Genomic DNA, 12,023 nt, shown 5'->3' with positions numbered 1-12,023 from the left:
GTAATAACTCGGAATTGATGGAGGTAGTGTGAATTATGAAAAAAATTGTATGTGCAATGCTATGTATTCTGCTTATATTTAGTTTGAGTGCTTGTGGTGGAAATGTTAATGAAGTAAATACGCATAATGTAGAATCTGAAATATATTCTGAAGAGGACATTGCAGCCGCTATTGACACCATAAAAAAAGAGTTTAAGAGCAACTGGAATGGATGTACTCTTACAGAAATTTATTATGCAGGGGATGACAGCTCTAAAGACCATCAAGATTGGGCAGATAGGAATAATGCAGATGAAGTCATTGTTTTGCTATCTTCATTCGATGTTGATTCATCTGGAGGAGAGGGTTCTCTGAATCCAAATAGTACATACAATGATTGGAATTGGATTTTAGTTAGAACAAACGGCGGACAATGGCAACATGTTGACCATGGATATTAAAATAAATTCTATTTTGTGGAGGAGAATATTTATGTGTTTTGTATGTGACAGGATTAAAGAAACTAGAGTTGGCAACAACCCATTTTTTGTAAAAGAACTTGAAACAGGATATGTGGTGATTGGGGATTATCAGCATTTTAAAGGGTATACTTTGTTTCTATATAAGACCCATGTTGTTGAATTATTTGATCTTGATGCAGAAGTAAGAGCAAAGCATTTATATGAAATGACACTTGTTTCTGAAGCCGTAAAAAAAGCTTTCGGAGCACAAAAAATGAATTATGAATGTTTGGGAAACGGGGATGGCGGAGCACATATTCACTGGCATTTATTTCCGAGGATGACCGGCGATATAGAGAACTATGGAAACAACGGCAGAGGACCCGTTTGGTGGTACCCGAGGGATAAGATGTACGCTGATGATAACAGACCAAGCGCTGAGGAACTTGAAGAACTGAAAAGTAAGCTTCTTTGCGAACTAGACAAACTGTTGATGTGAGAAAACTTCCAGTTGTGCGCCCAGCCAAGGGTGTGTAGTCAAGCCGGTGGGAATCCGGTTTATCTAAGGTATAGCCAACCAGATAATAGCGAGTCTTGGGATGATGTCGGTAACGGCATCTGACAAGCGTAGACAGCAAGAAAGCAGGGTTGAATAGTGATTGAGCTTCGAAACGTTAACTTCAGTCGGTCGACGTCTTAACTGGTGCGGAAGACAATATCATGTAATGCGATATGGCGAGTGTTATGTGGCACTGCGGAGTCAGAGAACCAATCATGCTTTACATTGTGAATACACATCAACTGGGGAGAACCTGCTGTTTCTCGAAAAAGAGTATGAGGTCACAACTGAAAACGGAGGACTTCAAATGAATGGCAGGTAGTCGGACAATCCCATAGTACTGTAGAAAGCGGGTAATACCGATGGAGGGAAGGGGATTGCATAGTAAAGGTCTTACTGAGGACACATTATCCGTACTCAGGGACGGGGGAAATAATGGAAACGAAATTAGTAAGAATAGCTGAGATATCGGCAATATCAAAACATCCTATATTTACATCAGTGTACCACTTGATAAATGAAGATATGCTAAAGCAATGTCATAAGGAATTAGATGGGAGCAAAGCAGTCGGAATCGACAAGGTAACCAAAGATGAGTATGGGAAGAACCTTGACAGAAATATCAAGGATTTAGTACAAAGGCTGAAAAACAAATCCTTTAAGCCACTTCCATCGCTGAGGGTATACATTCCCAAAGCAAATGGAAAGAAAAGACCATTAGGGATAGCTTCTTATGAGGATAAGATTGTACAAATGGCAGTGAAGAAAATATTGGGTGCTATTTATAAGCCAAGATTCCTAAACTGTATGTATGGATTCAGACCGAACAGAGGTTGTCACGAAGCGATAAAAGAGGTATATCAACGGATAAGTTATGGGAAAATCAGCTATATTGTAGATGCTGACATCAAAGGGTTCTTTGACCATATCGACCATGAGTGGATGATGAAGTTTCTCGAATGGAACATACAGGATAAGAACTTACTGTGGCTGATACGTAAATATCTTAAAGCAGGAATAATGGAACAAGGTAAATTTGAACCAACAGAGGAAGGTTCGGCACAAGGCTCCGTAATGAGTCCGATGCTTGCGAATATATACATGCATCATGTGCTGACGCTGTGGTTCAAACTTGTAGTGAAGAAGGAAATGCAGGGAGAGTGTTTTCTTGTCAACTTTGCGGATGATTTTGTTGCAGGATTTCAATATAAGTCAGAAGCTGAAAGATACTATAAAGAGTTAAAAGAACGAATGGAAAAGTTTGGTCTGGAACTTGAGAGTAGTAAAAGCAGACTGATTGAATTTGGAAGATTTGCAGAGCAGAATCGCAGGGCAAGAGGGGAACATAAACCGGAAACATTTGACTTTCTGGGATTTACTTTCTACTGTAGCAAAAACCGAAAAGGAGGTTTCGCACCAAAAGTACAGACTTCAAGAAAGAAGTTTGAGCAAAAGGTCAGAGCCTATAAGAATTGGATTTATGATAATCGAAATCGACCGATGCGAGAGATAATCAAGGAATTGAATGTGAAGCTAATCGGACACTATCGGTACTATGTTGTTACATGGAATTTCCGAAAGATAACAACATTTTTACATAGGGTTCAGCAGTTTCTGTTTAAAGCCATGAATCGGAGAGGTTGTAGACGGGCATACACATGGAATGGATTTGTGCAAATGCTCAAGTATTATCCATTAGCAAAGCCTAAAACGTACTATTGCTTATATTAAAGTGAATGTTACTATGAGGAGCCGTATGCGGGAAAGCCGCACGTACGGATCTGTGAGGGGCTAAGATTGAGAGGTCTTAGTCTACTTGACTATGTAATAAAAATTATGGCGGTGAGCAAGCAGGGAAGTGACCATGTACGGCGGAGAGCCGGTTCTTTACTCCACCGACTACCGCAACGCGTTTGATGTGGCGGAACTGGAAAAATATCTGGAAAAAGATCATGACTTTAAATATGCGGCGCTGGTACACTGTGACACTCCGAGCGGGATGTTAAATGATGTCTCAAAGCTCTGCCCGCTGTTAAAGAAATACGGGATCCTGACCCTGGTGGACTCCGTCTCGGCCATGTTCGGCGAGGAGATGCGGGTGTACGATTATCAGATCGATCTTCTCTGCGGAGGATCCCAGAAAGCGGTTTCCGCACCTCCAGGATTAAGTTTTGTGACGATCAGTGCGGATGCTTACAAGGCGATGCATTCGCGGAAAACACCGGTCGCGTCCTTCTATGCGAACATCCTGGCCCGGTCTGGATCTGGTATTCAAAGATCTGGGAATCACGCTGAAGTGCAGCCTGAAAGAGGCGTATGACAGGAAGATGAGCGAGCAGTAAAGGAATGTCGGCAGAATGCTGTTATGGCAGTTTTTTCACGGGTAAGAATTACGATTTTATCGGATGATCAAAGAAAATATGATAAATGCATAAAACGAAAAAGACCTGCAGAAATGCATGAAATCTGCAGGTCTTTTTATGTTGATATAGATTATCGGAATCTACCGGCTTGTGCTGACCGGAATTATGCGCCAAGTCTCACACACGTCCGGCTGGAAACGCAGAATTATTCTCTCACAAGAACTTTTGTGATCTCTGCGATATAAACGGTGTGGTAATCTTTCTCCGGATACCATTTTTCATCGTTTTCTTTTGCGATGAAGTTCTCCGGGCGGATCTCATCCTCGTAGAGCTTTTTGCAGACGAAGACCATGTCTGCTTCCTCGAAAGCTGCTGTACCGTCAACAAAGTACGGGGTCAGACCGGCTTCTTTGACCTTATCGCAGTCACGGCCGGATTTGGAACCGCAGATGGAGAGTGCCTGTTTGTGCTCCGGCCCGTAGAAGGACAGGGTAAAGGTATCGTTCGCGTCGACGAATTTCTTTGTGTAGCGCTGCGGGCGGATATAGCAGGTGGCAACATTTTTGCCCCAGAGAACGCCGAGACCACCCCAGCTTGCGGTCATGGTGTTGTATCCGGACTGATCGCCGGCAGTGATCAGCATCCACTCGGAACCGATCTTTGTAAAGGGATTAAAGGTGAGACTCTTGATATCAACTTCTTTGAATGCCATGGGAAAAACTCCTTTCATTGGTGGGGGCAGAAACTTGTCTGCACGGAAATTTCTGTAAAGAGATCCAGGCACAGGTGCCGGATCTTTTGCTGTTCCTATTATAAAAGGCATAGGACGAAAATGCAAATGGAATTCTCAGCCCGGGAAATTCCATCCCACGAAAAAACAGCGGAATACCGGCAGATAAAACGTTAAGATCCTGCATGAATCTTAACAAAAAGGCAGATAATCGGAAACTTGGTCTTGAAGAAAAAGAATGCTGGTGTTATATTTTTAACAAGAAAGATCTGTCCGGATCGCTGATCCTGCGAATGTGGGAGACAGGAGATGGAAGGACGTATCAACGAAAATGTTTGGAGGAAACATTTATGAGAGGTGTAGAGACAAGGATCCAGGAGATCCGTCACCGGATCTTCCGGGAAGTAGCAAGAATGGCGTACCATACGGAATGGCCGGTGGACAAACGAATCGAGGAACTTCCTTATAAGATCATTCCGGGAGAAGTTGGAAATTTCAGAAATGATGTGTTTCTTGAGCGGGCGATCGTGAGCGAGAGACTGCGGCTTGCGATGGGACTTCCGTACCGCGGGGCAGCGGATCCGGCGCCTGTCTCAACAGGGATCGAGGAGGCGGACAAACCGGAGACTTACTACACGCCTCCGCTCATCAACGTGATCAAATTTGCGTGCAACGCATGTCCGGAAAAGCGTGTTTACGTGACAGACGGCTGTCAGGGCTGCCTGGCACATCCGTGCGTGGAGGTCTGCCCGAAAGATGCCGTGACGCTTGACCGGACGAACGGAAGATCGAAGATCGATCCGGATAAGTGTATCCGGTGCGGACAGTGTGCCAATGTCTGTGCGTACCATGCGATCATCATCCAGGAACGTCCGTGTGCGGCGGCGTGCGGGATGGATGCGATCCACTCCGACATGAACGGAAAGGCAGATATCGACTATAATAAGTGCGTGTCCTGCGGACAGTGCCTTGTGAACTGCCCGTTCGGTGCGATCGCAGACAAATCCCAGATCTTCCAGGTCATCCGCGCAATCCAGACGGGCGAACGCGTTTATGCGGCTGTGGCACCGGCGTTTGTCGGTCAGTTCGGACCGAAGGTCACACCCGGAAAACTCCGTGCGGCCATGAAAGCGCTCGGATTTGCGGATGTCTTTGAGGTTGCCATCGGCGCGGATTTATGTGCAGTCCAGGAGGCGGAGGACTTCGTGAAAGAAGTTCCGGAACAGCTTCCGTTTATGGCGACCTCCTGCTGTCCTGCATGGTCGGTGATGGCGAAAAAGCTGTTCCCGGACTTCTCGAACTGCATCTCGATGGCATTGACACCGATGACGCTGACAGCGAGACTCATTAAGAAGAAACATGAGAAAGGGAAAGTTGTCTTTATCGGACCGTGCGCGGCGAAAAAGCTGGAGGCGATGCGGACTTCCGTGCGCAGCGATGTGGATTTTGTCCTGACCTTCGAGGAGATGGCGGGAATCTTTGATGCGCGCCATGTCGACATCGAAAATATCGAGGAGGATGAAGGCGGAGTCAATGCTGCATCGAAGGATGGACGAAACTTTGCGGTTGCCGGCGGTGTCGCGAAATCCGTGGTGGATGTGATCGCACAGATGTATCCGGAGAAGGAGATCAAGGTTGCGAACGCGGAAGGCTTAAAGGAGTGCAAGAAACTCCTTCAGCTCGCCAAAGCCGGAAAGTACAACGGCTATCTTCTGGAAGGAATGGCATGCCCGGGAGGCTGCGTTGCAGGTGCCGGAACGATGCAGCCGGTCAAAAAATCTCAGGTTGCGGTAAACCTCTATGCGGGAAAAGCCGGACATGTGACGAGCGACAAGACCGAGTATGTGAGCGAACTGGATAAACTGGTCGATTAAAAGTAACGATGATAAAACTCATATGGACTTGCAGAATGCGGCTTCATTGACGGGGAGCCGCATTCGTTGTAAAATAGGAATCCGACGCCCTTTTATGATAGAAAGGAGGAAAAAACATTGGAGCAGGAGAGAAAAGAGCTTTTGAACAATGAAAGTGAAGATAGAGCAAAGAATAAGACAGGTCTTGTTCTCGAAGGCGGCGGCATGCGCGGGATCTATACCGCGGGGGTGCTCGATGTCTTTCTGGATGAGGGGCTTGAATTTGACGGCGTGATCGGTGTCTCGGCAGGCGCAGTCCATGGATGCAGTTTCCTGTCCGGGCAGCGGGGGAGAAGTATCCGGTATTATAAAAAATACTGTGCGGACAAACGCTTTATGAGCGCTGAGAACATGATACGGACCGGAAACTTTGTGGACACGGATTTCTGTTACCATGAACTTCCGGAGGTCCTGGATCCTTATGATTATGAGGCGTTCGACCGCAATAAGGAGAAAACGGATTTCTATGTGGTCTGCAGCGATGTGGAGAAGGGAATACCTGTCTACGCGAAGCTTCATGACATGAAGAAGGATATCGATTATATCCGCGCGTCAGCGTCGCTCCCGTATGTCTCAAAGTTTGTGGAGCTGGGCGGCAGAAAGCTTCTCGACGGCGGCTGTACCGACAGCGTTCCGGTCGAGGCATTCATAAAACTCGGTTTTACAAAGGATGTTGTCGTTCTGACCCGTGATCTGGAGTACCGGAAAAAGCCGGAGAATGCCTGGATGGCGGATCTTGTGTACCGGAAGTACCCGAAATTTGCCGAGGTGTTAAAGAACCGCTCGGTGGAGTACAACCGCAGCATCCGCAGGATCGAGAAGCTGGAAAAAGAAGGAAAGATCTTTGTGATCCGGCCGAGTGTACCGCTCACGATCAGCAGGACTTCGAGAAGTGCAGAGGAGATCGAAAAGACGTATCAGGTCGGAGTTCTAGACGCAAAGAAACAGATGGCTGCGTTGAAAGAATGGCTCGATATTCGCGGATAAGAAGGACCTCAGAGTGTGACCGGTGAAAAACAAGACCGGGAACAGGAAACAGTCAGTGAAAAGAAGGAAGGAGAGCGCCTATGTCAGTGAAAGAATCGGGATCGGGAAATACGGATCACAGGATCCGCCCGGTTGCCAGGATCCACACGGATTTTCCGACAAAGTTCGGGATCCCCAGGCAGAGCGGCCTCACAGGAGAGCTGGAGTCCCGGATCGTATTTGAACCGGAGTTTTCCAATCCGGACGCGGTCCGCGGGATCGAAGAATTCTCCCATCTCTGGCTGATCTGGGAGTTCTCCGAAAATGTGAGGGATCCGAAGAAGTGGTCTCCGACCGTCCGCCCGCCCCGGCTCGGCGGAAACACGAGAGTCGGCGTGTTTGCGACGAGATCTTCGTTTCGCCCGAATTCACTGGGGCTCTCCGTGGTCCGCTTAAAGGCGGTGGAGACCGGGGAGAACGGAATGCCGGTCCTTGTGGTGACAGGGGCGGATATGATGGATGGGACGCCGGTCTTTGATATCAAGCCGTATATTCCCTTCGCGGACAGCCATCCGGAGGCGAAGGGCGGGTTTACGGACCAGACGAAGGAATACGGGCTCGATGTCCGGATCCCGGAGGAGTTCTTAACACTCCTTCCGGAGGAGAAACGCGCCCCGCTCCGCACCGTCCTTTCCCAGGATCCGCGTCCGTCCTACCAGGAAGATCCGGCACGGGTCTACGGGATGGAATTTGCCGGGTATGAGGTAAAATTCACGGTTTCGGGAGAGACGCTCTATGTGAAGCAGGTGGAGAAAATTCACTCTTCGCAGTAAAAAAATCCGGACTGCCGTATTTGTGCAGTTGGACAAAAACCAAAAACAAGGAAGTTAGAAAACACCAGGAGTTAAAAGAAGATGGAAAACGTATTTTTAGAGCAGTTTCTGATGATCAGCGACGTTCGGACGATCGCGTTCCTTGCTGTTCTCGCTGCTCTGTTTTATCTGATCCATGTGCTTTACCATAAAAAACACATGGATTTTGCTGCCGTAGTCATGATTGGTACCGGACTTGGACTTGTCCTCGGTCTGGCGATCCAGTTTGTGGCCGGATTCCCGGATAAACCGATGGAAGTTGCTTTCGTCGCAGAGACGACAACCTGGTTTGCAATGTTCGGAAGCGGCTACATCAACCTGATCAAGATGATCGTTGTCCCGCTCGTCATGATCTCCATCATGCAGGTGATCATCAACATGCAGCAGGGTAGCAGCATGGCGAAGCTCGTAAAAAAGACACTTTTAGTCACAATGGGGATGGTTGCGATCGCATCTGTGACCGGTATCGTGATCGGAACGCTGTTCGGCGTCGGAAAAGGCGCAGCGATCGTGGAAGATGGAACCGCGACTGCTAAGGATATTACCCCGGTCGCTACGACCATCAAAAACCTGATCCCGGGAAACATCGTGCAGGCGATGGTCGACAGCAACATCATCGGTCTCGTTATTTTCTCAGGTTTCCTGGGTCTTGCGATCTGGTGGATCAACTATGAGAGCAAAGAAGAGGCGAAGCCGTTATACGACCTGATCAACGCGGCTCACAAGGCGATGATCAATATGGCGCTCCTGATCCTCGACTACATGCCGTGGGCTGTGATGGCGCTCCTCGCGAACACGATCGCGCAGAGAGGTCTGTCCTCCATCCTGGAAGTCGGAAAATTCATCATCGCGCTTTATGTGGCGGCTGTCGTTCAGTTTATCATTCAGATCCTCTTCCTTGTGATCAACGGTCTGAATCCGGTCGTATACATAAAGAAATCCTTTGCGACCATGCTGATGGCATTCACCTCCCGCTCCAGCGTCGGATGTCTTCCGATGACGATCGAGACACTGACAAAGAAGCTTGGTGTTGACCAGGGTACCGCAAGCTTTGTAGCAGGATTCGGTACAACCGCAGGAATGCAGGGCTGCGCGGGTATCTTCCCGTCACTCCTGATCATATATGTCTGCAACGTGACAGGAACTCCGATCGATATCACGATGATCGTGATGACGATCTTTGTCGTTACGATCGGTTCTCTTGGAATCGCCGGTATCCCGGGAACAGCCACGATGGCAGCTTCCGTCGGACTTTCCGGCGTCGGCATGGGCGCCCAGTTCGGTATGGTAAGCCCGATCTTAGCGATCGACCCGATCATCGATATGGCAAGAACCATGATCAACGTCACAGGTTCCCTGACGAATGCCCTTGTGGTGGATAAGCTGATGGGAAATCTGAATATGGATGCGTATAACGACATGAGCGAAAGGATTGTGGGAGCACGAAGTGCGGAACAATCCGGTATCAATGCTAAAACTAAAAAAGAAAACGCAGAGTAATCATAGATCCCCGCATGTGCCTGGCAGACAGGTATGTACGGGGATTTTTCTGCCTCCATTTACCTGCAAGAAACTGCGGTTGCCCGGTTCCTGATCGCATAAGATCAGTCATCATACTGCGCATCCTGTTAAAAATATATCTATTTCCGCTAAAATCCTGAAAAAACTGGACAGCTCCTTATTTTTCTGTATAATAGGTAATTGTCGGTCTTTTTACGGCTGGCGGTTATGTTTTGTTTTAAAAGAAATTTCAGGTAAATTCTTTAGAAAACAAAAAAGATCCTACTATATTTAGAACACGAAAAGAAAAAAGGAGAGTTTGAGTATGGAAAAAATACGTCCAATGTTGTTCACAACATTGAAGAAGTATTCCGGTGCCCAGCTGATGTCTGATGTCGTAGCGGGTATCATCGTGGCGATCATCGCCCTTCCGTTATCCATCGCGCTGGCACTGGCATCCGGCGTGGGTCCGGAGCAGGGAATCTACACGGCCATCGCGGCAGGCTTTGTGATCTCATTCTTAGGCGGCAGCCAGGTACAGATCGCAGGACCGACAGCGGCCTTCGCCACGATCGTAGCAGGTATCGTTGCGAGAAGCGGCGTGGAAGGTCTGGCAGTCGCTACGATCCTGGCAGGTATCATCCTTGTCATCATGGGATTCTGCCAGCTTGGTTCCTTAATCAAGTTTATCCCGTTTACGATCACCACCGGATTTACCTCCGGTATCGCGGTGACCATCGTGATCGGACAGTTAAAGGATTTCTTTGGTGTCACATACCCGGCAGGCATGGAGACCATCGAGACGATGCAGAAGTTAAAAGCGTTTGCAGCCGGTTTCGGTACGATGAATATCCATGCGGTGATCGTTGGTCTTGTCTGCCTTGCGATCCTCATCGTGATGCCGATGATCACAGAGAAGATCCCGGGATCCTTAGTGGCAGTCATCGCAGGTATCGTGATGGTAAAATTCCTTCCGTTACAGGTCAACACGATCGGAGATCTCTACAGCGTCAGCAATGCACTTCCGGTCTTCCATATGCCGGCGTTCAGCTATGACGTGATCCAGGGATCTTTATCCGACGCATTCACGATCGCAATCCTGGCAGCCATCGAGTCCCTGCTTTCCTGCGTCGTTGCAGACGGCATGATCGGCGGAAAGCACCGCTCCAACACAGAGCTTGTTGCCCAGGGTGCAGGAAATATTGTTTCTGCTTTATTTGGCGGTATCCCGGCAACCGGTGCCATCGCACGTACAGCGGCAAACATCAAAAACGGCGGACGTACTCCGGTGGCAGGTATGGTCCATGCGGGCGTCCTTCTTCTGATTCTCGTGATCCTGATGCCGTACGCAAGCTGGATCCCGATGCCGACCATCGCGGCGATCCTGTTTATGGTTGCCTACAACATGTGCCAGTGGAGAACATTCGCAAGACTCGCAAAGACGGCACCAAAGAGCGATATCGCAGTTCTTGTGATCACATTCTTCTTAACAGTAGTCTTCGACCTTGTCGTAGCCATCGAGGTGGGCATGGTGCTTTCCTGTCTGCTGTTCATGAAGCGTATGAGCGACGAGATGGGTGTCAGAAGCTGGCTCCATGTGGAGGAACTTGAAGAGCAGAAGCGCGAGGAAGAGGAAGCTGCCAAAGGCGCGAAAAAGGCAAATGCGATTCCTTCTGTAGAGGAAGCGCAGCTGAAGGCGGCGGCAGAGGAGATCAACCCGGCAGATTTACGCCAGATCCCGATGGAGCTTGCAGTCTATGAGCTCACAGGACCGTTATTCTTCGGCGCGGCTGACCGCATCAATCAGATCACAGTGGGGGAAGGCACAAGATGCCTGATCCTTCGTATGCGTGCAGTACCGGCGGCGGACAGCACGGCGATGAACTCCATGACAGCTCTCTATGAGCGCTGCAAAAAGAACGGCGTGACTCTGATCCTGTCCCATGTCAACGAGCAGCCGATGCGCGCGATGGAGAAAGCCGGATTCGTTGATCTTGTTGGAAGAGAAAACTTCTGCAGGAATATTGAGGAAGCCCTTGACCATGCGGACAAGATGCTTGAGAAGTAAATAAGGCGCGGAGGAAGGTTTTTCTGTGCAAAGCTGAAAAGAGCTGTGTGACTATATTTGGGTCAGCAGCTCTTTTTGGCATATGTAGGGAAGCCCAGACTGCAAAAATTAAATTATATTTTTGAAAAAGTCTGTTAAGATGACGCAAAACGTGAAAAATACATACAAAAGTTACAAAAATCCTGACGAAATATATTGTACATGTTATTTGCAAAATTCGTGTTAAGGAGAAAAAATAAGCGATTAAGCGGCGGCTAAAAAGCAGGTAAAAAGGTAGCGGGGATAAAAATTCTGTGATATATATGGTTTCGACTTAAAAACAGGAGAGAAATTTCATCCTGTCAGATTAAAAACATCCCGAAAAAGAAATTTGGCAAAGATTCTTTGCAGGAAACAAAAGCGGGGTGGATATAAAAGAAGAGTTTGGGAGGTCTATATCATGGCTAATTTATTTTCGATCCTTTTCATCATCCTTGTTGCAATTGTAGGCGGTATTCCGACCATCGTGATCACGGGTTATATTCCGGTCATGATCGCTCAGAAGATTTATAGAAAAGTGAAGTACGGATATTCTTTATATCGTTAAAATAAAAGGATGGTTGACTGGCTGCT

General features: G+C 48.0%; 11 protein-coding genes. 10 read left to right on the top strand and 1 reads right to left on the bottom strand.

The features are described from left to right. The first annotated feature begins 35 nt into the window (after positions 1-35). From FN001_RS00775 to FN001_RS00760, 4 genes are all read left to right on the top strand, one after another. A complete protein-coding gene (locus tag FN001_RS00775; protein ID WP_142410508.1) occupies positions 36-440 on the top strand; it encodes an LptM family lipoprotein in 405 nt (134 codons plus the stop codon). Continuing rightward, the gene (locus tag FN001_RS00770; RefSeq protein WP_486463461.1) at positions 421-939 is read left to right on the top strand and encodes an HIT family protein; all 519 of its coding nucleotides are present in this window, start codon (positions 421-423) and stop codon (positions 937-939) included. The genes FN001_RS00775 and FN001_RS00770 overlap by 20 nt, the downstream gene beginning before the upstream one ends. A gap of 495 nt (positions 940-1,434) precedes the next feature. Next, positions 1,435-2,730, top strand: a complete 1,296-nt coding sequence (gene ltrA / locus FN001_RS00765) for a group II intron reverse transcriptase/maturase (RefSeq protein ID WP_142410507.1) — start codon at positions 1,435-1,437, stop codon at positions 2,728-2,730. 133 nt (positions 2,731-2,863) lie between these two features. Then, positions 2,864-3,319, top strand: a complete 456-nt coding sequence (locus FN001_RS00760) for an aminotransferase class V-fold PLP-dependent enzyme (RefSeq protein WP_142410506.1) — start codon at positions 2,864-2,866, stop codon at positions 3,317-3,319. 248 nt (positions 3,320-3,567) lie between these two features. Here FN001_RS00760 and FN001_RS00755 read toward each other — a convergent pair whose 3' ends face one another. After that, on the bottom strand, positions 3,568-4,074 hold the full coding sequence (locus FN001_RS00755) for a flavin reductase family protein (protein ID WP_118321209.1): 507 nt from the start codon (positions 4,072-4,074) through the stop codon (positions 3,568-3,570). Positions 4,075-4,442: 368 nt separating this feature from the next. Here FN001_RS00755 and FN001_RS00750 point away from each other — a divergent pair, with 368 nt between their 5' ends. From FN001_RS00750 to FN001_RS17905, 6 genes are all read left to right on the top strand, one after another. Next, positions 4,443-5,966 (top strand): 4Fe-4S dicluster domain-containing protein, encoded by a 1,524-nt coding sequence (locus FN001_RS00750; RefSeq protein WP_118296991.1) that lies wholly within the window; start codon positions 4,443-4,445, stop codon positions 5,964-5,966. A 117-nt stretch (positions 5,967-6,083) separates the two neighbouring features. Beyond that, on the top strand, positions 6,084-6,992 hold the full coding sequence (locus tag FN001_RS00745; protein ID WP_279230947.1) for a patatin-like phospholipase family protein: 909 nt from the start codon (positions 6,084-6,086) through the stop codon (positions 6,990-6,992). A gap of 80 nt (positions 6,993-7,072) precedes the next feature. Then, complete coding sequence (gene tsaA / locus FN001_RS00740; protein WP_118514621.1) at positions 7,073-7,804, top strand: tRNA (N6-threonylcarbamoyladenosine(37)-N6)-methyltransferase TrmO; 732 nt, start codon at positions 7,073-7,075, stop codon at positions 7,802-7,804. 81 nt (positions 7,805-7,885) lie between these two features. Further along, a complete protein-coding gene (locus tag FN001_RS00735; protein WP_142410505.1) occupies positions 7,886-9,343 on the top strand; it encodes a cation:dicarboxylate symporter family transporter in 1,458 nt (485 codons plus the stop codon). A 325-nt stretch (positions 9,344-9,668) separates the two neighbouring features. Beyond that, entirely contained in the window at positions 9,669-11,411 is a 1,743-nt protein-coding gene (locus FN001_RS00730; RefSeq protein ID WP_142410504.1) for a SulP family inorganic anion transporter, read from the top strand. Between the two features lie 439 nt (positions 11,412-11,850). Next, positions 11,851-11,997, top strand: a complete 147-nt coding sequence (locus tag FN001_RS17905; protein WP_015554124.1) for a hypothetical protein — start codon at positions 11,851-11,853, stop codon at positions 11,995-11,997. The last annotated feature ends 26 nt before the right edge of the window (positions 11,998-12,023 follow it).

This window comes from Clostridium sp. Marseille-P7770, from assembly GCF_902143525.1.
Lineage (GTDB): Bacteria > Bacillota > Clostridia > Lachnospirales > Lachnospiraceae > Pilosibacter.
Note: the sequence above shows the minus strand (reverse complement) of the source record. Positions and strands in the feature narration are given on the sequence as shown.